Source organism: Salipiger bermudensis HTCC2601 (genome assembly GCF_000153725.1).
In the GTDB taxonomy this organism is placed as follows: domain Bacteria; phylum Pseudomonadota; class Alphaproteobacteria; order Rhodobacterales; family Rhodobacteraceae; genus Salipiger; species Salipiger bermudensis.
In genome coordinates this window covers 2,922,361-2,943,933 of sequence record NZ_DS022276.1, presented here as the reverse complement: position 1 = coordinate 2,943,933, position 21,573 = coordinate 2,922,361, and the positions used below count along the sequence as shown (strand labels likewise).

24 protein-coding genes are annotated in these 21,573 nt (G+C 67.8%); 2 read left to right on the top strand and 22 right to left on the bottom strand.

Features of this window, described 5'->3' with window-relative positions; all coding sequences use genetic code 11:
* The 20 genes from R2601_RS13850 to R2601_RS13755 form a co-directional block, all read right to left on the bottom strand.
* On the bottom strand, positions 1-421 hold a 421-nt coding region (locus tag R2601_RS13850), incomplete at its 3' end, for a DUF5333 domain-containing protein (protein WP_007799392.1).
* Between the two features lie 128 nt (positions 422-549).
* A complete protein-coding gene (locus tag R2601_RS13845) occupies positions 550-903 on the bottom strand; it encodes a hypothetical protein (RefSeq protein WP_007799391.1) in 354 nt (117 codons plus the stop codon).
* An 8-nt stretch (positions 904-911) separates the two neighbouring features.
* On the bottom strand, positions 912-1,364 hold the full coding sequence (locus R2601_RS13840) for a DUF5333 family protein (RefSeq protein WP_007799390.1): 453 nt from the start codon (positions 1,362-1,364) through the stop codon (positions 912-914).
* Positions 1,365-1,366: 2 nt separating this feature from the next.
* Entirely contained in the window at positions 1,367-2,662 is a 1,296-nt protein-coding gene (gene nuoF, locus R2601_RS13835; protein ID WP_007799389.1) for an NADH-quinone oxidoreductase subunit NuoF, read from the bottom strand.
* Between the two features lie 4 nt (positions 2,663-2,666).
* Positions 2,667-2,885 (bottom strand): DUF5337 domain-containing protein, encoded by a 219-nt coding sequence (locus R2601_RS13830; RefSeq protein WP_040544732.1) that lies wholly within the window; start codon positions 2,883-2,885, stop codon positions 2,667-2,669.
* Between the two features lie 113 nt (positions 2,886-2,998).
* Positions 2,999-3,724: an endonuclease gene (locus R2601_RS13825; RefSeq protein ID WP_007799387.1), complete on the bottom strand. Its 726-nt coding sequence runs from the start codon at positions 3,722-3,724 to the stop codon at positions 2,999-3,001.
* 35 nt (positions 3,725-3,759) lie between these two features.
* Entirely contained in the window at positions 3,760-4,908 is a 1,149-nt protein-coding gene (locus R2601_RS13820; protein ID WP_007799386.1) for an NADH-quinone oxidoreductase subunit E, read from the bottom strand.
* 83 nt (positions 4,909-4,991) lie between these two features.
* The gene (locus R2601_RS13815) at positions 4,992-5,333 is read right to left on the bottom strand and encodes a hypothetical protein (RefSeq protein ID WP_007799385.1); all 342 of its coding nucleotides are present in this window, start codon (positions 5,331-5,333) and stop codon (positions 4,992-4,994) included.
* 106 nt (positions 5,334-5,439) lie between these two features.
* Positions 5,440-6,669, bottom strand: a complete 1,230-nt coding sequence (locus R2601_RS13810) for an NADH-quinone oxidoreductase subunit D (protein WP_195903873.1) — start codon at positions 6,667-6,669, stop codon at positions 5,440-5,442.
* 76 nt (positions 6,670-6,745) lie between these two features.
* Positions 6,746-7,351: an NADH-quinone oxidoreductase subunit C gene (locus tag R2601_RS13805; RefSeq protein ID WP_040544730.1), complete on the bottom strand. Its 606-nt coding sequence runs from the start codon at positions 7,349-7,351 to the stop codon at positions 6,746-6,748.
* Between the two features lie 19 nt (positions 7,352-7,370).
* Complete coding sequence (locus R2601_RS13800; RefSeq protein WP_007799382.1) at positions 7,371-7,991, bottom strand: NuoB/complex I 20 kDa subunit family protein; 621 nt, start codon at positions 7,989-7,991, stop codon at positions 7,371-7,373.
* A complete protein-coding gene (locus R2601_RS13795; RefSeq protein WP_007799381.1) occupies positions 7,982-8,347 on the bottom strand; it encodes an NADH-quinone oxidoreductase subunit A in 366 nt (121 codons plus the stop codon). The genes R2601_RS13800 and R2601_RS13795 overlap by 10 nt, the downstream gene beginning before the upstream one ends.
* 236 nt (positions 8,348-8,583) lie before the next feature.
* Positions 8,584-8,910 carry a hypothetical protein gene (locus tag R2601_RS13790; RefSeq protein WP_007799380.1) on the bottom strand — a complete coding sequence of 109 codons (327 nt, stop codon included), beginning with the start codon at positions 8,908-8,910 and terminating at the stop codon, positions 8,584-8,586.
* Positions 8,911-9,044: 134 nt separating this feature from the next.
* The gene (locus tag R2601_RS13785; RefSeq protein ID WP_007799379.1) at positions 9,045-9,821 is read right to left on the bottom strand and encodes a crotonase/enoyl-CoA hydratase family protein; all 777 of its coding nucleotides are present in this window, start codon (positions 9,819-9,821) and stop codon (positions 9,045-9,047) included.
* Between the two features lie 36 nt (positions 9,822-9,857).
* Positions 9,858-10,709, bottom strand: a complete 852-nt coding sequence (locus R2601_RS13780; protein ID WP_007799377.1) for a hydroxymethylglutaryl-CoA lyase — start codon at positions 10,707-10,709, stop codon at positions 9,858-9,860.
* 287 nt (positions 10,710-10,996) lie between these two features.
* Positions 10,997-11,662 carry a glutathione S-transferase family protein gene (locus R2601_RS13775; RefSeq protein WP_007799375.1) on the bottom strand — a complete coding sequence of 222 codons (666 nt, stop codon included), beginning with the start codon at positions 11,660-11,662 and terminating at the stop codon, positions 10,997-10,999.
* Positions 11,659-13,605: an acetyl/propionyl/methylcrotonyl-CoA carboxylase subunit alpha gene (locus R2601_RS13770; protein ID WP_007799373.1), complete on the bottom strand. Its 1,947-nt coding sequence runs from the start codon at positions 13,603-13,605 to the stop codon at positions 11,659-11,661. Before R2601_RS13770 ends, R2601_RS13775 begins: the two co-directional genes overlap by 4 nt.
* A 231-nt stretch (positions 13,606-13,836) precedes the next feature.
* On the bottom strand, positions 13,837-15,441 hold the full coding sequence (locus R2601_RS13765; protein WP_007799371.1) for a carboxyl transferase domain-containing protein: 1,605 nt from the start codon (positions 15,439-15,441) through the stop codon (positions 13,837-13,839).
* Positions 15,438-17,012, bottom strand: coding sequence for an AMP-binding protein (locus R2601_RS13760; protein WP_007799368.1), 1,575 nt, complete (start codon positions 17,010-17,012; stop codon positions 15,438-15,440). Before R2601_RS13760 ends, R2601_RS13765 begins: the two co-directional genes overlap by 4 nt.
* Before the next feature lie 100 nt (positions 17,013-17,112).
* A complete protein-coding gene (locus R2601_RS13755) occupies positions 17,113-18,276 on the bottom strand; it encodes an isovaleryl-CoA dehydrogenase (RefSeq protein ID WP_007799366.1) in 1,164 nt (387 codons plus the stop codon).
* Positions 18,277-18,432: 156 nt separating this feature from the next.
* On the opposite strand from R2601_RS13755, the gene R2601_RS13750 reads away from it, so the two are divergent.
* Positions 18,433-18,903 (top strand): pyridoxamine 5'-phosphate oxidase family protein, encoded by a 471-nt coding sequence (locus tag R2601_RS13750; RefSeq protein WP_007799364.1) that lies wholly within the window; start codon positions 18,433-18,435, stop codon positions 18,901-18,903.
* Positions 18,904-18,924: 21 nt separating this feature from the next.
* Entirely contained in the window at positions 18,925-19,383 is a 459-nt protein-coding gene (locus R2601_RS13745) for a CreA family protein (RefSeq protein ID WP_007799361.1), read from the top strand.
* Between the two features lie 166 nt (positions 19,384-19,549).
* Here the strand turns inward: R2601_RS13745 and R2601_RS13740 are convergent, their stop codons facing one another.
* Positions 19,550-20,728 (bottom strand): FAD-dependent monooxygenase, encoded by a 1,179-nt coding sequence (locus tag R2601_RS13740; RefSeq protein WP_007799359.1) that lies wholly within the window; start codon positions 20,726-20,728, stop codon positions 19,550-19,552.
* Positions 20,729-20,857: 129 nt separating this feature from the next.
* On the bottom strand, positions 20,858-21,280 hold the full coding sequence (dksA, locus tag R2601_RS13735; protein ID WP_007799358.1) for an RNA polymerase-binding protein DksA: 423 nt from the start codon (positions 21,278-21,280) through the stop codon (positions 20,858-20,860).
* Positions 21,281-21,573: the final 293 nt, after the last annotated feature.

Here is a 21,573-nt window from a genome sequence, read left to right as displayed (position 1 = left end):
GCGCCGCATCCCGGGCCCTCAGGAGCGCGCCGATCTGCGAGCCCCTGCTGATTTCTTCGCGGCCAACGCGGCAGTAGCCGGCTTCCTGGCCCAGCGTCACGCCGCGGGCCTCGAGCCATGCCTCGCCCTTGGCGCGCATTTTCTTCTTCTCGTCCTTCGAGGTCACGTAGTCCTCGATCTCGTCCTCGCTGTAGCCCAGCGAACGCGCCCGCGACTTCAGCTTCGCGAGATAGGCGTAGGCAGTGATCATGCGGGCATCGATATCGCCGCACGTCTTGCGGATCTCGTCGGCGATGCCCACCGCCAGAAGGCCGTCGTTGATCTCCTTGACCTGACCCAGCGGCGCCTTGGCGGTGGCGGCGGCGGGCAGGCTCGCGACCGTGGTCGCGCAGGCCAGCAGAAGCGTCTTGATGATGCGCATGTCAGTCCTCCGATGCGGGGTTGCGGAGCGCGCGCGCGGGCGCACGTCTCCACATCCCGAGGTGGGGACCGCACGTTGCGTTATGCAATAACATGCGCGGCAGGCCGCTGATATGACGGCGAAACCTCTCACTCGACGCAGCGCCCCCGGAAGGTCACGCGGTTGTCGCTCAGATCAAGCTGCTGGCGCGGCGTGTCGGGGCCGACCTGCCACTCGATATCGGAGGTGCCGAGATAGTCGATGCAGTACTTGATGCCCTCGTAGTTCGCGCCGCCGATGGCACCGTCGAGCGAGGCACTGGCGGGACCTGCGGTCGAGACAAAGCTCGTCCGGTCGCCCTTCACCGGCTTGGCCTTGCCGGTAAAGGTGACGCCACCGTAATTGTAGTCGTTCTCGACGCCGCCACATCCCGCGAGGGCCAGCGCCGTCAGCGCCAGCGCCGCCCAAGTCCCGATGCCGTTTCGCTTGCTCACCTTGCCCATCCCGTCCTTCATAGTCTCGTCAGCACCCGACCCACCTCGGAGCCTTCGGCGATCTCGGCCTCACCCACGGCGCAGAGGCTGGCCGGCGCCTCCACCGACCCGCCGCGCGAGGCGAGATAGCTCTCGACCGCGGTCGTGGTGGTGTTGAAATCATGTCCCGCAAACACCGCGTCGAGCGCCGCGCGATCCTCGCCCGCGGCGACCATCTCCTCGGTGGCACGATGCACCGCACCGCCATAGGGCGACGGCGCGAGGTAGATCCCTTCCCCATAGCAGGCATCGGCGATACGCTCGGCCACCAGAAGCGTGACCACACGCCGCTCCCAGCGCGCCTCGAGCGAGCTTCCCGAGGGCAGCGCCGCTCCGCCGGTCGCGCCCGTGCCAACGCCCGTGCCGGGGGCACAGCCCGCGAGCAGCAGCGCCACGGCCGGCGCGAGGAGATATGCGGCGCGCAAAGTCATGCTCACTCTGCCGCCATCGCGCCCATGCGGCCGGTCTTCTTGGCCTTGATGCGGTCCTCGATCTCTTCGCGGAAATGCCGGATCAAGCCCTGGATCGGCCAGGCCGCCGCGTCGCCCAGGGCGCAGATGGTGTGGCCCTCGACCTGCTTGGTCACGTCGAGCAGCATGTCGATCTCTTCGACTTCGGCCTCGCCGCGCACCAGCCGGTCCATCACGCGCATCATCCAGCCGGTGCCCTCGCGGCATGGGGTGCACTGGCCGCAGCTCTCGTGCTTGAAGAACTTCGACAGGCGCCAGACCGCCTTCACCACGTCGGTGTTCTGATCCATCACGATCATGCAGCCGGTGCCGAAGCTCGACTTGTTCTCGCGCATCCAGTCGAAATCGAAGATCGCGTCTTCGAGCTTGTCCTTGGGCAGGATCGGACAGGAGGCGCCGCCGGGGATGATGGCCTTGAGGTTGTCCCAGCCGCCCCGGATGCCGCCGCCGTGCTTCTCGATGATCTCGCGCACCGAGAGCGACATCTCTTCCTCGAAGACCGAGGGCGTGTTGACGTGGCCGGTGAGGCCCATGAGCTTGGTGCCGGAGTTGTTCTTGCGACCGAAGCCCGAGAACCAGCTCGCGCCGCGGCGCAGGATGGTCGGCACGACGGCGATGCTCTCGACGTTGTTGACCGTGGTCGGGCAGCCGTAGAGGCCCGCGCCCGCCGGGAACGGCGGCTTCATGCGCGGCATACCCTTCTTGCCCTCGAGGCTTTCCAGCAGCGAGGTCTCCTCGCCGCAGATATACGCGCCGGCGCCGTGGTGCAGGTAAAGATCGAAATCCCAGCCCGAGCCGCAGGCGTTCTTGCCGATCATGCCGGCGTCATAAGCCTCGTCGATGGCCGCCTGAAGCGCCTCGCGCTCGCGGATATATTCGCCGCGGATGTAGATATAGGAGGTGTGCGCTCCCATGGCGAAGCTGGCGATCAGCGCGCCTTCGATCAGCGTGTGCGGATCGTGGCGCATGATCTCGCGGTCCTTGCAGGTCGCGGGCTCGGATTCGTCGGCGTTGATCACCAGATAGGCCGGGCGACCGTCGCTCTCCTTGGGCATGAAGGACCACTTGAGGCCGGTCGGGAAGCCCGCCCCGCCGCGGCCACGCAGCCCCGAGGCCTTCATCTCGTCGATGATCCAGTCGCGGCCCTTGCCGAGGATCCCGGCGGTTCCGTCCCAGTGGCCACGCTTCTTCGCACCCTGCAGCGTGCGGTCATGCATGCCGTAGAGATTGGTGAAAATGCGGTCCTCGTCCTTCAGCATCGCATCAGTCCTTGTTCTGCTGGCGCGCGCGCCAGAGCCCGTAAATCATCCAGATCGCCGTCCCGAACCCGGCGATCGCCGCCAGGTCGAAGAAGGCGCGTGTGCGCTGGGACCATCCCAGCGCCTCGCCGGCCAGCATGGCGGCGATCCAGGCCAGCCCGGTGCCGGCGATCACGAGCGCGATGATGCGCCCCTGCCGGTTGTGGCGGTCCCGGTCGGTCATGCTCTGGCCCTTTCCTTGGCCTTGGGGCCCCTGCGGCGCGCCCATCGCGCCACGCCCCTTTCGTGTGGTCTTCCGCCCCGGCACTTGCCCGGAGCGGGTCTTGATTGCCGGCCTCAGTAGACCTCGCCCTTGTCGACGCGGGTCGAGAAATCGGTCTCGCCCCCGGCGGCAAGGATCTTGGCCTGGCCGATCCAGTCGTCTCGCGACACCCGGCCGCGGAAGCCCTTGAGGTTGGCGTCCATCCAAGCGACCTCGGCGGCGCTCCAACCGGCGATCTGGTCGAAATGGTAGATCCCCAGCTCATGCAGCAAGGTCTCGAGCTTGGGACCGACGCCCTTGATCTCCTTCAGGTCGTCGGCGCCGCTCTCGCGCGGGGCGGAGAGGGCCTCGGGCTGGGTGCCCTCGCCTTCGGAGACGGGCGCGGCCTCGGCCTCGTATTTCCAGTCGCCCTTGCGCGACGCCAGCTCGGCCTGACCGGCGAGCGGCTTGCTCGGCTTGATCAGCGGCTCATCACGCGCGGGCTTGGCGACAGCCTCCTCGGATGCGGTCGGATCCTCCTCGACCTTGGCAGGCTTTGGCTCTGCCGCGGGGGCTGCCGGCTTCGGCGTCGCCGGTTGTGCCGGGGCGCTGGCCTTGCGGGCGCCGAGCTTCGGCACCGGGGAGCAGGTCAGCCAGACGAACAGGCTTCCGAGCAGCGCCGCCGCCAGGATGCCGAGCAGGATCGCCGCGACGAGCCCCCTGTGACCCCCGAGCGCAAACAGCGCCACGAGCACACCGATCACCGACGCTGCAATCCAGCAGTTGCGCTTGCAGGTCCCGTTCGTTGCCATGTCCGTCATTCCAATCCTCCCCTAAAAGGTCGTGTGGGTCCGCGTCAGTCTTCGCTGACGTCCCCCTTCTTAGCACGACCGGAGAATTCCGTCTCTCCACCGGAGGATAGGACTTTCGCCTGATCCACCCAGCCATCCCGGGTGACCCGGCCCTTGAAGCCCTGAAGGTTCGCATCGACCCAGGCGACCTCGTCCTCGGACCAGTTTGCGATCTGATCGAAATGAAAGAAGCCGAGGCTGTGGCACAGCTCCTCGAGCTTGGGCCCGACGCCCTTGATCTGCTTGAGATCGTCCGCCCCGCCTTCGCGCGGCCCCTCGAGCGCCTCGGGGCGGGTGCCCACCGCCTCGTCCTCGGCCGGGCTTTCGACCTTGGCGGCAGGCTCGACCGGCGCCTCGCGCTTGTCGACGCCGGTGTCGTCCGCCGGAACGTCCTCGGCGAGCTTCGGAGCATGGGTTTCGGGCTCGGCATCGCCCTTTTCATCCGAGCGGTCGCGCCACGGGGTGCGCAGCGGCACCTCGGTGCCATCGATGCGCTTGACCGTGTCGCCGATGGTCGTGGCAAGCTCGACCGAGGCGTTGTACTCCGCCCGGCCCTCGACATGCTCGGTCAGCACCACCGGCCCGCCCTTGGGCTCGGACGAATAGCGCCCGTTCTGCGGGCCCGGCACAGGCACCTTGCCGGCGGCGAGCTCGTCGAGGATCTCGGAGAGGCGCTCCGCGGTGAGATCCTCGTAGTAATCCTTGCCGATCTGCGCCATCGGCGCGTTGGCGCAGGACCCGAGACACTCGACCTCTTCCCACGAAAACTTGCCGTCGGCGGAGACCTCGTGTGCCTTCGGCGCGATCTTGTCCTTGCAGACCGCCATCAGATCCTCGGCACCGCAGATCATGCAGGTCGTGGTGCCGCAGATCTGCACATGTGCCACCGAGCCCACCGGCTGCAGCTGGAACATGAAGTAGAAGGTCGCGACCTCGAGCACCCGGATATAGGCCATGTCGAGCATCTCGGCCACGGCCTCGATCGCCGGACGGCTGAGCCAGCCCTCCTGCTCCTGCGCCCGCCACAGCAGCGGGATCACCGCGCTGGCCTGGCGACCGGCGGGATACTTGCTGATCTGCCCCTCGGCCCACGCCATGTTGGCTTGGGTGAAGGCGAAACTCTCGGGCTGGTCGGGATGAAGGCGGCGAAGCATCAGTCGGATGGCCTCTTGTTGAGGGTGTCTCTACCGGCGCCGGGCGCTCGGGAAGGGTATGGCGGCGAAGCCGGTCACCGGGCTCAGCCGGCGCTCGTCGGCGCGGGTGCGGGCTCGGCCTCGACCACCGGCGCCTCGGCGGTCGGCGTGCAGCTTCCCGTGGTCAGGCGGAACCCGCCGACCTCGGTGGATTCGCCCGCGCCCGCCGCGATGCGGTAGTTGGCGACCTGCTGGACCTGTTCGCGGGTCAGGCCAGTCTGCAGCTCGACCGGCAGGTAATCCGCCTCGTAATCGAGGTTGCAGCCGATCGAGGCCACCGCCTCATCGAAGGCCCGCAGCTGTGCGTCGTCGACGCTCTCGGGCGGCAGCGCAAGGCAGCCGGCGGTGGCGATGAGCGGCAGCAGCAGCCAGCTTTTCTTCAGCATGTCGTTCCCTCGTTCTCTTGTCTTTGGCGCGGCCCCCGGAGTCCTCCGAGAAACGCCGCTCGGCCGGGCACGCGCCGGTGCCCCGCCCGTCATCAGAAGTGCCGCCTCAGCGGTCGACCTCGCCGAACACGATGTCGAGCGAGCCGAGGATCGCCGCCACGTCGGCAAGCTGGTGGCCCTTGCAGATGTAATCCATCGCCTGCAGGTGCAGGAAGCCCGGCGCACGCAGCTTGGCGCGGTAAGGCTTGTTGCTGCCATCCGCCACCAGATAGACGCCGAACTCGCCCTTGGGCGCCTCGACGCAGGCATAGACCTCGCCCTCGGGCACGTGGAAGCCCTCGGTATAGAGCTTGAAGTGGTGGATGAGCGCCTCCATCGAGGTTTTCATCTCGGAGCGCTTCGGCGGCGTCACCTTGCCGCGCGCCAGCACATCGCCCTGGTTTTCCGGCAGGCGCAGCTTCTCGAGCGCCTGCTTCATGATCTTCACGCTCTCGCGCATCTCGGCCATGCGGCAGAGGTAGCGATCGTAGCAATCGCCGTTCTTGCCGACAGGGATCTGGAACTCGAACTCGTCGTAGCACTCGTAGGGCTGCGCGCGGCGCAGGTCCCATGCGAGGCCCGAGCCGCGTACGAGCACGCCGGAGAAGCCGTATTTCTGGATGTCGTCCTCGGTCACGACGCCGATATCGGCGTTGCGCTGCTTGAAAATCCGGTTCTCGGTCAGCAGGTCATCAATGTCCTGCAGCCGGGCCGGGAATTCGTCGCACCAGGTATCGAGGTCCTCGATCAGCTCGGGCGGCAGATCCTGATGCACACCACCGGGGCGGAAATAGGCCGCGTGCAGGCGCGCCCCGCAGGCGCGCTCGTAGAAGATCATCAGCTTCTCGCGCTCTTCGAAGCCCCAGAGCGGCGGCGTCAGCGCGCCCACGTCCATGGCCTGCGTGGTCACGTTCAGCAGGTGGTTCAGGATGCGCCCGATCTCGCAGTAGAGCACGCGGATGAGCTGCGCCCGGCGCGGCACCTCGACGCCGGTCAGGCGCTCGATTGCCAGGCACCAGGCATGTTCCTGGTTCATCGTGCCGACATAGTCGAGCCGGTCGAAATAGGGCAGGTTCTGCAGGTAGGTGCGGCTCTCCATCAGCTTCTCGGTGCCGCGGTGCAGCAGGCCGATATGCGGATCGCAGCGCTCGACGATTTCGCCGTCGAGTTCGAGCACGAGGCGCAGCACGCCGTGCGCCGCCGGGTGCTGCGGCCCGAAGTTGATGTTGAAGTTGCGGATCTGCTGCTCGCCCGACAGCGCGTCGGTGCTGCCGTCGTCGAATTTCGAGCCGTCCATCATGTCAACAGTCCTCTCATCGCGGGGGCGCGAAGACTTTTGGTCCTAAAAATCTTGGCCACTGACGTTGCGCGCATCACTTCGCCTCTGCCTTCTCGTCACCGGGCAGCACGTATTGCGCCCCTTCCCAGGGCGACATGAAGTCGAACTGGCGATACTCCTGCACCAGGCTCACCGGCTCGTAGACCACGCGCTTGAGCTCTTCGTCGTAGCGCACCTCGACATAGCCGGTGGTCGGGAAGTCCTTGCGCAGCGGATGGCCGCGGAAGCCGTAATCGGTAAGAATGCGGCGCAAGTCCGGGTGGCCCGAGAAGATGATGCCGAACATGTCGAACACCTCCCGCTCGAACCAGTCGGCGCTCGGGTGGGTGCCGGTGACCGACGGCACGACGTCATCCTCGCGCACCGCCACGCGCAGCCGGATACGCTGGTTCTGGTACATCGACAGGAAGTGGTAGACCACGTCGAAGCGCTTGGGCCGCTCGGGGTGATCGACCGCGGTGATATCGACCAGGGTCGAGAACCGGCAGGACGGATCGGTCTTGAGAAACTCAACGAAGCCCGGGATGTTGGCCGGGGTCACGTCGACGGTCAGCTCGTCAAAGGCCACGGACCAGCCGAGCACGCAGTCGGGGCGCCGGATCTCGAGATGGCCGCCGAGTTCTTTCATTGCTTGCGTCATAGCTCTCTCCCCGCCTCGCCTATCGCACGATCGTGCCGGTGCGGCGGATCTTCTTCTGAAGCGCCATCAGGCCGTAAAGCAGCGCCTCCGCGGTCGGCGGGCAGCCGGGCACGTAGACATCCACGGGCACGATGCGGTCGCAGCCGCGCACAACCGAGTAGCTGTAGTGGTAATACCCGCCGCCATTGGCGCAGGACCCCATGGAAATCACGTAGCGCGGCTCGGGCATCTGGTCGTAGACCTTGCGCAGCGCCGGGGCCATCTTGTTGGTCAGGGTGCCAGCGACGATCATCAGGTCAGACTGTCGCGGGCTGGCGCGCGGGGCACTGCCGAACCGCTCGAGATCGTAGCGCGGCATCGAGGTGTGCATCATCTCGATGGCGCAGCACGCCAGGCCAAAGGTCATCCAGTGCAGGCTGCCGGTGCGGGCCCAGTTGATCACGTCATCGACCGAGGTCAGCAGGAAGCCCTTGTCCGAGAGCTCGCGGTTCAGCGCCTGCGTGGCGACCTCCTGGTCTCCGCCGGCGCGGTAGGTGCCGTAGGCGACCGGGGAGGACGGGCCCGACTTGACCCTCGGACCCTGGCGTCCGTCGCCCTGTACGTCGGTCACCAGCGGTGTTTGCTCGTCGCTCACTCCCATTCCAGCGCCCCTTTCTTCCATTCATAGGCAAAGCCAGCGGTCAGCACGCCGAGGAACACCATCATCGACCAGAACCCCACCATGCTCACGTCCTTGAAGGCCACGGCCCAGGGGAACAGGAAGGCGATCTCGAGATCGAAGATGATGAACAGGATCGAGACCAGGTAGAAACGGACATCGAATTTCATGCGCGCGTCGTCGAACGCGTTGAAGCCGCATTCATACGCCGAGACCTTCTCGGGATCGGGATGACGAACGGCGAGCACGACGGCGGCGAGGATCAGGATGGCGCCGAGCGCGACCGCGATGCCCAGGAAAACGAGAATAGGGAGATACTCCCTCAGCATCTCTTCCACTTGCTGGCTCCTTTGCGAGGCGCGCCGAGCGACCGGCGCGGAGACCATGGCGATGTTGCCTTGCTATGAGTGACTTATCGCTCACACCCGGCGGGGTCAACAAGCCGCTCAAATATTCAGAATTGGTTAAAACACTGATTTTCTAGAAGGATAGCTTGTATTTTGTGCCCTCACCGCAAGGTCGCGACATTTTTATCGTCGACTCCTGCATACAATTGCCGCGCCGCCGGGGGCGCTCAGGCGGTAACGACAACCAGCGCCAGTCCCGCCAGCACCGCCTGGACCGGCGCCCAGCCGGCGCGCTCGGCGGACTTTCGCGACAAAAGGCTCAGCCCGGCAGAGGCGGCGTGCAGTGCCACCGTGATCCAGCCGGTCCAGCGCGGCCAGACAAGTCCCGGAAACCCCGCCGCCGAGATGATCGACAGCGCGGCGAACAGCATCAGGAAGGCGGTGAGACCGGCGAAGAGCCGGTCGCGATAGGGCAAGGCGCCCGCCTCGGTCGACCCCGGCGCGACCGCTGCCAGCGGCGCGCCAAAGATCAGCGCGATCTGGAAGAAGATCACGGCAAGGCAAAGCGTTGCATGGAAATGGGCGATCTGGATCAGGGCGCGGTCTCCTTGCGACAGGTCTCAGCCTGCCGCCCCCTTCGCCACGATGCAAGCGGCGGGGCCGGGATCACACACCCCCTGCCCGCGGGTCAGCCCCAGGGCGCCTTGCGCTTGTCGAGAAAGGCGCCGATGCCCTCGCGCGCCTCCTCGGTTTCCCAGCGCTTCGCCAGCGCCTCGATGGCAAAGTCGAGATCGGCCTCGCTCACCTGCCCCGCCAGCGCGTTGAGCAGCGCCTTCGCGTCGCGCACCGCGAAGGGCGCGCAGCCGAGGTAGGGCGCGATCTCGGCCTCGACCGCCGCGTCGAGCGCCTCCGGAGCGACCACCTTCGCGAGCAGGTTGAGTCGCATGGCCTCCGCGGCGTCGAACACTCGGCCCGACATGAACACCTCGCGCGCCCGCGTCGCGCCCATGCGCGCGATGGCATAGGGGCCGATATTGGCCGGGATCAGCCCGAGCCGTGTCTCGGTGAAGCCCATCTTCACCGCCTCCGTGCCGATCGCCACGTCGCAGACCGAGACCAGCCCGACGCCGCCGCCCAGCGCATTGCCCTGCACCCTGCCGATGAGCGGCTGCGGCAGCGCCGCCAGCGCCGCCAGTGCCGTGGCGATGCGCCGCGACTCGGCCTTGCGGGTCGCCGCGTCCATGCCGAACTGCGCGCGCATCCAGGCCAGGTCGCCCCCGGCGCAGAACGAGCGTCCCTCGGCGGCCAGCACCACCACGCGTACGTCGTCCTCGCGGGCCAGCCCCTTCGCCGCCGCCTCGAGCTCGGTCATCATCTGCGCCGAGAGCGCGTTGTGCTTCTCGGCCCGCGCCAGCGTCAGCACCGCCACCCCGCGCCCATCGCGCGTCACCTTGATCAACTCCATCGCCAGTCCTCCCTGTCCCGTTGTCCGTCACGGGGATCAGCCGCGCATTGCCCGCGCCATCCCGGCGGCCTCTTCAAGAACGCCCATGTCGAGCCCGTGCTCGTAACCCAGCGCCGAAAGCCGCGCCGCCACCGCCTCGGTGGCCACGTTGCCGGCCGCGCCCGGCGCATAGGGGCAGCCGCCCAGGCCCCCGACCGCGGCGTCAAAGACCCGCAGCCCGCGCCCCAGCGCCACCTCGATATTGTCGAGCGCCTGCCCGGAGGTGTCGTGGAAATGCCCCGCCAGCCGCGCCGCCGGCATCTCGCTCAGGACCGCCGCCAGCATCGCATCAACGGCCTCGGGCGTGCCGCGTCCGATGGTGTCGCCGAGCGAGACCTCGTAGCAGCCCATGTCGCGCAACGCCGCGACCACCCGCGCCACCGCCTCCGGCGCCACGGCCCCGTCATAGGGGCACTCGACGACGCAGGAGACATAGCCCCTGACCGGCACGCCGCGCGCGTTCGCCGCCTCGGCCACAGGCGCAAAACGCGCAAGGCTCTCTTGAATCGAGGCGTTGATATTGGCGCGGCTGAACCCTTCCGAGGCCGAGCCGAAAATCGCCACCTCGTCGGCCCCTGCCGCCATCGCCGCCTCGAAGCCCTTCATGTTGGGCGTGAGCGCCGCGTAGGACACCCCGTCTGCCCGGGTGATCCCCGCCAGCACTTCGCCGGAGCTCGCCATCTGCGGCACCCATTTCGGGCTCACGAAGCTGGCGCATTCGATACGCCGGAGGCCGGCCCGCGAAAGGCAATCCACGAGCGCGATCTTTTCCGCCGCCGGGATCTCCCGCGCCTCGTTCTGCAACCCGTCCCGAGGCCCGACCTCGAAGATCTCGACCCGCTCACCCATGCCGCGCCACTCCTGTTTTCTCTACGTTCCAAATACTCAAAGCCGCCCCTCGCGATCCGCGCCTCTGCCGGGCCAGGCGCGGCACGCCCTCCGACCTCGTCCTCCCGCAGCAGACACGTCGATCCCACAACCCCGATCTTCTCTACGTTCCAAATACTCAAATCCCGCCCGCGCCGTGCGAACATGGGCCGGGCACCGCGCCCCACGTCGCCACACCGCCCAAACCCGAGCCGCCTCCCGGGCGGCGAGACGACCTGCGCGCGCCGGCAAGGCGCGCTCCAGGTCCCTCAGCTCTCCCAGGCCGGGTAGAAGTCCTGCCCGTAGAGCCGCTCTTCCGGCCCCGGCAGGGATCTTGCGAACCCATCCCGACCGGTGATCCGCGCATACCAGGCGCTCAGCTCCGCAAAGCCCTCGATCTTCGCGAAATGCCGCGCCATGTAGACCGCCTGCCCGACCGCGATATCGACCGCCGAAAACCCCGAGGTCAGCAGATGGTCGCGCTTCTCCAGCGGCGGCGACAGCCGCGCCTCGAGCGCGGCATAGCATTTCTCAAGCCGCTTCGCCTCGAGCTGCATGATGATCGGCGAGCGCATCGCATCCTCGCGCAGCATGAGATGCTGCTGGGTCAGCGCCGCCGCGTGCTGGCTGATGGTCTCGGCGAAGTGCAGCCAGCTCAGCCAGCCCATGCGGTCGGGGCTGCCCGGCGCCCGGCCCAAGCCCGCCTCCGGGAAGCGCTCGCAGAGATATTGCATCATCGCGAGGCTCTCGAACATCCGCTCGCCCTCGATCTCCAGCGCCGGCACCCGGCCGGCGGGCGAGAGCGAAAGATAGTCCGGCCCGCGCAGCGACTTGTCGAAGGGCCGCAGCACCAGCTCGAAGGGCACACCCAGCTCGTAGAGCAGCCACAGCACCCGCATCGAGCGCGATTGCGGCACGTGATGCAGCCGGATCACGCCGCGTCCTCCGCCTCGTCCTCGAGCCGCATCAGCGCTGCGCCCGCCTCGACCTGCGCGCCGGCCGTGACCAGCACCTCGGCCACCACCCCGTCGCGCCAGGCGGTCAGCGTGTGCTCCATCTTCATCGCCTCGAGCACCGCCAGCCGATCGCCTGCGCTGACCGGCTGCCCGGCCTCCGCGTGCACCGAGACCACGCGCCCCGGCATCGGCGCCTCGATCAGGTTGCCACCCGAAGCCTCTGCCGCCCGCTCCAGCGGATCGACCAGCTCGAAGACCTGCCCGCCCTCGGCAAAGACGGTGATCTCTCCACCCTCGCGGAACAGCGCCGCCGCGGGTCGCCCGTCAAGCCGCCACGCACCGCCCATCCGCTCGGCCAGCACCCGGCTCTCCCCGAGCGCCACCTCGATCCTGTCGGGCGCCATGACCCGCAGCGTCGCGACGATCTCCTCGCCGGCATGGCGCAGGGTCACGCTGCGCGCCAGAGGCTCCCAGAGCGCAAAGCCCCGATGCGGCGCGTCGCCCTGCCACAGGCCCGCCGCCGACAGCGCCGCCTGCGCCAGCACCGCCGCCGGAGCCGCCGGCGCCTCGGTCAGCGCGGTGATATCGCGCCCGATCAGCCCGGTATCGACCTCGCCCCTGGCAAAGCCCGGGTGCCGCGCCAACGCGCCGAGGAAGGCGAGGTTGGTGACCGTGCCCGCCACCTGCGTCTGCGCCAGCCCGCGCGCCAGCTTGCGCAGCGCGATCTCGCGCGTCGGCCCGTGCACGATCAGCTTCGCGATCATCGGATCGTAATGCGGCGAGATCACATCGCCCGAGCGCACGCCGCTATCGGCCCGCACATCCGACGGGAAGGCGAGCCGCGCCAGCCGCCCGGTGGCCGGCAGGAACCCAGCCGGCACGTCCTCGGCATAGAGCCGCGCCTCAAAGGCATGGCCGGTGATGCCCAGCTCTTCCTGCGCCATCGGCAGCGGCTCGCCCGCGGCCACCCGCAGCTGCCATTCCACGAGGTCGATCCCTGTGATCGCCTCGGTCACCGGGTGCTCCACCTGCAGGCGGGTGTTCATCTCCATGAACCAGAACCCGTCCGGGCGCAGCCCGCGCGAGCCGTCGACGATAAACTCGATGGTGCCCGCGCCCTTATAGCCGATGGCCTCGGCCGCGCGCACCGCCGCAGCCCCCATGGCCTGGCGCATTTCCTGCGTCATGCCCGGTGCCGGCGCCTCCTCGATCACCTTCTGGTGCCGGCGCTGAAGAGAGCAGTCGCGCTCGAAAAGATGCACCGCCCGCGTGCCGTCGCCAAAGACCTGCACCTCGATATGGCGCGGCTTGGAGACAAACTTCTCGATCAGCACCGCCTCGTTGCCGAACGCCCCGCGCGCCTCGGCCTGCGCGCTCTTCAGAGCGTCGGCAAACGCCTCCGCCCGCTCGACCAGCCGCATTCCCTTGCCGCCGCCGCCCGCGACCGCCTTGATCAGCACCGGGTAGCCAATGGCCTCGGCCTCGCCAGCGAGGAAGCGCGCATCCTGCGCTTCCCCGTGATAGCCCGGCACCACCGGCACGCCGGCCTCGTGCATCAGCCGCTTGGCGGCATCCTTGAGCCCCATCGCCCGGATCGCCGCCGCGCCGGGGCCGACAAAGACCAACCCCGCCGCCTCCACCGCCTCGACGAAATCCGGGTTCTCCGACAGGAAGCCGTAGCCCGGGTGGATCGCCCCCGCCCCGGTGGCCAGCGCCGCCTCGATGATGCGCTCCCCGCGCAGGTAGCTCTCCGCCGGCGCAGCCCCACCGATGCAGACCGCCTCGTCCGCCATGGCAACGTGCTTTGCCCCCGCATCGGCCTCGGAATAGACCGCGACACAGCGCAGCCCCATCGCCCGTGCCGTCTCCATCACCCGGCAGGCGATCTCGCCCCGGTTGGCGATCAGTACCGTGTCAAACATCTCCGTCCTCCCAGACGCCCATGGCTTCTTCTGGCCTCAAATATCCCGGGGAGTCCGCGCTTGCGCGGACGGGGCAGAGCCCCTCGGCATGCTCACCATGCCGCACCCCCTCCAACCTCTCGAACCACTCCAATATCAACCGGCCGCGGCACCAGAGGTCCCGCCCCGGTGGCGGTGCGGGGTGGGCGGGCGGGAGCACCGCCACCGGGGCGGCCCGACGCCGGCACCGGGTCACATCCGGAACACGCCAAAGCGGGTCTCCTCGATCGGCGCGTTGAGGCTGGCCGAGAGCGACAGCGCCAGCACCTCGCGCGACTTGCGCGGATCGACGATGCCGTCATCCCAGAGCCGGGCCGACGCATAGAGCGGGTGCGACTGGCGCTCGAACATCTCGATGGTCGGGCGCTTGAACTCGGCCTCGTCCTCGGCAGACCAGTCGCCGCCGCCGCGCTCGATGGCGTCGCGCTTGACGGTGGCCAGCACGCCCGCCGCCTGCTCGCCGCCCATCACCGAGATCCGGCTGTTGGGCCAGCTCCAGAGAAAGCGCGGCTGGTAGGCCCGCCCCGCCATGCCGTAATTGCCGGCCCCGAAGGAGCCGCCCACCAGCATGGTGATCTTCGGCACGCTCGTCGTCGCCACCGCTGTCACCATCTTGGCACCGTGGCGGGCGATGCCCTCGTTCTCGTATTTCCGCCCCACCATGAAGCCGGTGATGTTCTGCAGGAAGATCAGCGGCGTACGGCGCTGCGAACAGAGCTCGATGAAATGCGCGCCCTTCTGCGCCGCCTCCGAGAACAGCACGCCGTTGTTGGCGATGATACCGACCGGCCAGCCATCCACATGGGCAAAGCCGGTCACCAGCGTCTCGCCGTAGCGCGGCTTGAACTCGTCGAAGCGCGAGCCGTCGACAAGCCGCGCGATGACCTCGCGGATGTCGTAGGGCGTGCGCAGATCGCCCGGCACCACGCCGAGGATCTCCTCGGGATCGTAGGCCGGCGCCTCCGGCGTCTCGCGCACCAGCCCGGCCCCCGCCATGCCGCCCAGCGAGCCCACCGCCCGCCGCGCCAAGGCCAGCGCGTGGGCATCGTCCTCTGCGAGGTAGTCGGCCACGCCCGAAAGCCGCGTGTGCACGTCGCCGCCGCCGAGATCCTCGGCGCTCACCACCTCGCCCGTCGCCGCCTTCACCAGCGGCGGACCGGCAAGGAAAATCGTGCCCTGCTCCTTCACGATGATGGTCACGTCCGACATCGCCGGCACGTAGGCGCCCCCGGCGGTGCAAGACCCCATCACGACGGCAATCTGAGGGATGTTCTTCGCGCTCATCCGCGCCTGGTTGTAGAAGATCCGGCCGAAATGGTCGCGGTCGGGGAAGACCTCGTCCTGGTTCGGCAGGTTGGCCCCGCCGCTGTCCACGAGGTAGACGCAGGGCAGCCGGTTCTCCTCCGCGATCTCCTGCGCCCTCAGGTGCTTCTTGACGCTCATCGGGTAGTAGGTGCCGCCCTTCACCGTGGCGTCGTTGCAGACCACCATGACCTCGCGGCCATTCACCCGCCCGATGCCGGCAATGACCCCCGCTGCCGGAGCCGCGCCGTCATACATGCCATGCGCGGCCGTCGCCCCGATCTCGAGGAAGGGCGAGCCGGGATCGAGCAGGTTGGCCACGCGCTCCCGCGGCAGCATCTTGCCGCGCGACAGGTGCCGCTCGCGCGACCGCGCGCCGCCACCTTCCGCGGCCAGCTCGGCCGCCGCGCGCACCGTCTCGAGCGCCTCGAGATGGGCGGCCCGGTTGGCGGTGAATCCCTCCGACGAGGGGATTGCCGTTGACGCCAGTTTCATGAAACCTCCCCGGCCGTCTCGGCCTCACATTCGGCGGCCGCGCGGGCCTTGAGTTGCTTGCGGATCACCTTGCCCGTCACCGTCATCGGCAACGCATCGAGAAATCCGATTTCCCTTGGATAGGAATAGCTTGCGAGCCGCTCTTTGACCCAGTCTTGAAGCTCTTCGGCGCTTGGATCATGGCCCGCCTTGCGCACCACGTAGGCCTTGACCAGCTCGGTGCGCAGCGCACAGGGTTTGCCCACCACACCGACCGTGGCGACGCCTGGATGGGTCAGCAGGCAATCCTCGATCTCCGCCGGGCCGATGCGGTAGCCGGCCGAGGTAATCACGTCATCCTCGCGCCCGACGAAGCGCAGAAAGCCATGCTCCCAGATCCCCCGATCGCCCGTCACCAGCCAGTCGCCGCGGAACTTTTCCGCCGTCGCCTCGGGGTTCTGCCAGTATTCCAGCATCATCGAGGCCGCCCCACGCTGGATCGCAACGTCGCCCTCACCGTCGGTCTCGAGCCCCTGATCGTCGATCACCCCGATCCGAACCCCCGGCGCCGGCTTGCCGATGCAGCCGGGCCGCGCCTCGAACAGCGCGTTACAGGAGGAGGCCACCATGTTGCACTCGGTCTGTCCGTAGAACTCGTTGATCTCGACACCAAAGGCGGCGCGCCCCCAGCCCAGCATCTCGGCCCCCAGCGGCTCGCCGCCGCTCGCCACCGAGCGCAGCCCGGGGATCTCCGCGCCCTCAGCTTTCAGCATCCGCAGCGCCGTGGGTGGGAAAAACACATTGCGCACAGAGGCTTCCCGGCAGATCCTCAGACACTCTTCAACACCGAACCTTGGCATTCGCGCCGCCACCACCGGCACACCGAGCGCCAGCCCCGGCATCAGCACATCGAAGAGCCCCCCGATCCACGCCCAGTCCGCCGGGGTCCAGAGCACGTCACCCGACTGACCCAGCAGGTCGTGGCTCATCTCGACCCCCGGCAGGTGGCCGGTCAGCACCCGGTGCCCGTGCAGCGCGCCCTTGGGCTTGCCGGTGGTGCCCGAGGTGTAGATCAACACCGCCGGATCTTCCGGCCTAGTCTCGACGGCGGGCCACACGCCCGGCTCCGGCAGAGCGTCTTCCGTAACGGTGGGCAGCCCGAAAGGCGCGACCATGTCCGCGCCCTCATCGTCGGTCACCACCGCACGCGCGCCGCTGTCACCCAGCCGCGAGGCAAGCGCGTCGTGCTTGAAGAGCTTGAACAGCGGCACCGAGATCGCCCCCATGCGCCAGGCGGCAATATGGGCCGCGGCGCAGAGCGGGCTTTGGCTCAGCAACACGCCCACGCGGTCGCCGCGGCCCACGCCCTGCCCGCGCAGCCAGGCCTCGACCCGGCGCGACAGCAGCTGCAGCGCGCCGTAGCTGCACAGCCGCATGTCGCCCGCGCGCATGTCGAGGATCGCGCCCCGCTCCGGCGCATCCGCGGCCCAGTCGTCGCAGACCTGTGCCGCCAGATTGAGCCGGTCCGGGAAACGCCACGCAAAGCCCTCGCAGAGCGCGGCATAGTCTGTGCCCCTCAGGGTCGGTTGCATCCTCTCCTCCCTCGACTGCCCTTGCGGCGCGGGGGGCCAAGAATTTTAGCTAAAATTCTTGGCCCGCCCGAAACCCCGATCTCGCGACGTTCGCCACCCCTCACCCCATGGCGGCCATCAGTTCCCGACCCACCAGCATGCGGCGGATCTCGGAGGTGCCGGCGCCGATCTCCATCAGCTTGGCATCGCGGAACAGCCGCGCCACCGGCGCATCGGCGAGGAAGCCTGCCCCGCCCATCGCCTGCACCGCCTGATGCGCCTGCACCATCGCCTGCTCGGAGGCGTAGAGGCAGCAGGCCGCCGCGTCCTGACGGGTCACGTCGCCCCGGTCGCAGGCCTTGGCAACCTCGTAGACATAGGCCCGGGCCGAGTTCATCGCCGTGTACATGTCGGCGATCTTGCCCTGCATCAGCTGGAAGCTCCCGATCGGCTGGCCGAACTGCTTGCGCTCGGCCATGTAGGGCATGATCTCGTCGAGACAGGCCGCCATGATCCCGGTGCCGATGCCCGCGAGCACCACGCGCTCGTAGTCGAGCCCCGACATCAGCACCCGCACGCCCTTGCCCTCCTCGCCGAGGATGTTCTCGAACGGCACCTCGACATCGTCGAAGATCAGCTCGGCGGTGTTCGACCCGCGCATCCCGAGCTTGTCGAAATGCGGGCTCGTCGTGAAGCCGGTCATCGACTTCTCGATCAGGAAGGCGGTGATGCCCTTGGAGCCCGCCTCCGGGTCGGTCTTGGCATAGACCACCAGCGTGTCGGCATCGGGTCCGTTGGTGATCCAGTACTTGTTGCCGTTCAGCACGAAGCGGTCGTTCTTCTTCTCGGCGCGCAGCTTCATGCTCACCACGTCCGAGCCGGCACCGGGCTCTGACATCGCCAGCGCGCCGACGTGTTGCCCCGAGACCAACCCGGGCAGGTATTTCGCCTTCTGCTCGGCCGAACCGTTCAGCTTGATCTGGTTGACGCAGAGGTTCGAATGCGCACCGTAGGACAGCGACACCGAAGCCGAGGCGCGGGCGATCTCCTCGACCGCGATGACATGGGCGAGATAGCCCATGCCGGCGCCGCCGAACTCTTCGGGCACGGTGATGCCGAGCAGGCCCAGCTCGCCCATCTCGGTCCACAGATCATTGGGAAAGGCGTTCGAGGCATCGACCTCGGCCGCCATCGGCTTCACCCGATCCTGGGCCCAGCGATGCACCATCTCGCGCAGCGCATTCACATCCTCGCCCAGATCAAAGCTCATGACCGCGTTGAACATTCCAGCCCTCCTCCCGGCGGTTATTGAACGCTTGTTCAAATCTATGCTTCCGATCACGCAGCCGTCAAGCCCCGTCATCGGATGCCGACGCGACGGCACGGAACGCCCGCCGCCCGACACGCGTTGAGGCGATGAACAACGACATAGGAGGGCATCATGTCCAAGGATCTCAAAGCCGAATTCTGGAGCCAACTGAAAGACGTGCGCGCCGGCCTGCTCGCCGCCGACGGAGAGCGCCCGGTTCCGATGTCGCCGCAGGGCGACCCGGATGAGAAAGCGATCTGGTTTATCACGGCAAGCGGCAGCGCAGCCGACCGCGCCGCCAAGAGCGGTGGCGAGGCCTCGTTCCACGTTGCCGATTCGAAAGCCCATCTCTACGCCAACGTGTTCGGCAAGCTGGCCGTGGTAAACGACAGCGACAAGCTCGACGAGCTGTGGAACGCCTTCGCCGCCGCGTGGTTCGAGGATGGCCGCGACGACAGTGCCGTGCAGCTGGTGAAATTCACCCCGCACGAGGCCGAGATCTGGTCCGGCGATGGCGGCGCAAGCTTCCTCTACGAGATCGCAAAGGCCAATATCACCGGTGACACGCCGGACGCTGGCGAGCATGGTCGCGTGGTCTTCTGAATCACCAACCGGGACCACACCATGAAATCGCTCCACCTCGCCGCCCTGCTCTGCCTGTCACCCCTGATGACCCAAGCCGAGCAGGTCGGCGAGGTCGGCGTCGACTGGACCGGCAACGACATCCTGATCGAGGCGGTCTCGGACCCCAAGGTCGAGGGCGTCACCTGCCACGTGGCCTATTTCGACCGCGGCCTGCTCGACCGGCTGTCGAAGGGCAACTGGTTCGAGGATCCCTCGAACGCTTCGATCGCGTGCCGTCAGACCGGCCCGATCACCATTGGTGACATCGATCGTGACGAGAATGGCGAGGACGTGTTCAGCGCCTCGCGCTCGATCATCTTCAAGAGCCTCCGGGTGAAGCGGATTTTCGACGAAGCCAACCAGACGCTGATCTACCTCGTGCATGCAAACGAACTCGTGGACGGATCGGCCAAGCTCGCGATATCGACCGTGCCACTGTACGGCTCGGGCAGCGAATAAGGGGGCCAGCCCCCTCTTGGCGCTGCGCGCCAATTCACCCCCGAGGTATTTAGAAACCAAAGAAGCCAGGAGCGCTGCGCCACTGGCTTCTCTTCGTCAAAAATACTCCCGCCGGAGGCGTCCCGACGCGTGCGGCCGGGCGCGGCACCGGGGGTAAGGAGCGACGTCAGCCGGTCGCGGCGGTCACGTCGTGCCCGTAGATCCAGTCGAACTGGTGGATCAGTCGATCGGGCGCGAGGCGACCGGCGAGCCCGAGGCCCAGATGCGCGGCGCTGCGGATCAGCGGATTGCGCAGATGGTATTTCCAGGCATTGCCATTGGCGGCCGCAACGATGCGTTCGCAGCGCGGGCGTCGTCTTTCCTGGTAGCGGCCCAGGGCCGTGCCAGTGTCGGGCTCAGTGTCCAGCAGCGACGCAAGGCACCACGCATCCTCGAGCGCCATGTTTGCCCCCTGCGCCATGAAGGGCAGCGTCGGATGGGCCGCATCGCCGAGCAGCGCCAGCCCGTCCCCGTACCAGTGCCGAGCCACCGGGTGGCGGAACAGGCCCCACAGCCCGACCCGCTCGACCGCGTTCAGCATCACCGGCACATCGCCGCCGAACCCCGCGAAGGCGGCGCGGAGATTGGCGGGCGCGTCCTCGTGAGCCCAGCCCTCCTCGGCCCAAGCCTCGCGCTCCTGCGCCGCCACGATATTGACGCTCAGACCGTCGCGCAGCGGGTAGCTGACAAGGTGCTGCCCCGGCCCCATGTGCACCTGCGCCTCGGGCGGGTGGCCGGTCAGGTTCGGGATCACCGTGCGCCAGGCCACTTGCCGGGTGAAAAAGGGCGCCGCGGCACCGTTCAGCGCACCCCGGATCACCGAGTGCAGCCCATCTGCGCCGATGACCAGATCGGCGCTCACCGTGTCGCCATTGGCCAGAGACAGCTCCGGTTTCGGCCCTGGCCTGACGCCGGCCACCTTCTGCAAGAGCCGGATCGTCACCCCCGCCTCGCGCGCCGCATCGGCGAGGAGCGCGATCAGATCGGCGCGATGCACGAAGTAATAGCCCTGCGACGACGGCAGGCGGTCGAGATCGAGCCGCGTCACCTCGGCGCCGTCACGGTAGTCGCGCAGTCGCACCGCGCGGCCGCGGCACGCGCGCGCGCGCAGTGCCTCGCCCAGTCCCAGCGCCTCGATCACCCGCAGCCCGTTCGGGCTCACCTGGATGCCGGCACCGACCTCGGTGATCGCACCGGCCTGCTCGAGCACGCGCACCTCCGCCCCGCGCTGGCGCAGCGCCAGAGCGGCCGCCAGCCCTCCGATGCCGCCGCCCGCGACGATGATCTGCCGGCCATCCAGCCCCATGCCGTCTCTCCTCTGGCGCCACCGGACCGTCGATCCGGGGCGAAGACGCAAAACGCCGAGGCAATCGCCCCGGCGCTCTGCGTATCGTGTCTTCCGCCGCAGCGGCCGGAAATTGGCCGCCCGCCGGTGTCAGTCGTCGCGATGCACCTTCTCGCGGCGCTCGTGGCGTTCCTGGGCCTCGAGGCTCATGGTCGCGATCGGGCGGGCGTCGAGGCGCTTGAGCGAGATCGGTTCGCCGGTGACCTCGCAATAGCCGTATTCCCCCTCGTCGATACGGCGCAGGGCCGAGTCGATCTTGGACACCAGCTTGCGCTGGCGATCCCGCGTGCGCAGCTCGAGCGCCCGGTCGGTCTCTTCGCTGGCGCGGTCGGTGACGTCGGGAATGTTTCGCGTGGCTTCCTGCAGGGCCTCGATGGTGTCGCGGCTTTCGGCAAGAATGTCGTTCTTCCAGGCAATCAGCTTGCGGCGGAAATACTCGAGCTGACGGTCGTTCATGAACGGCTCGTCCTCGGCGGGACGGTAGTCGTCCGGTAGGAAGGTTTCGGGCTTCATTTCTGCTCCCTCTGAAAAGCCGATCCACCGCTCCGGTTGACCCTGAACAGCGCCGGCACCCCTTGCGAGGCTGGAAGTATCCCAAGGCCGACAGGTTGTCACTACACAATCACGCGGCGCGGGGTTGAATCGCGCCATTCGCACACCAAGTGATCGCCGCCTCGCCTACGACGCTTTGACAATCTTGGGAGAGCCCCGCGATTGTGCTGATTTCGCTCGAAAAACCAACATGTACGATTGATATTCAAGATTGCGCCCCATGTGCCGCCTCCGACACCGAGCGGACGCGGCAT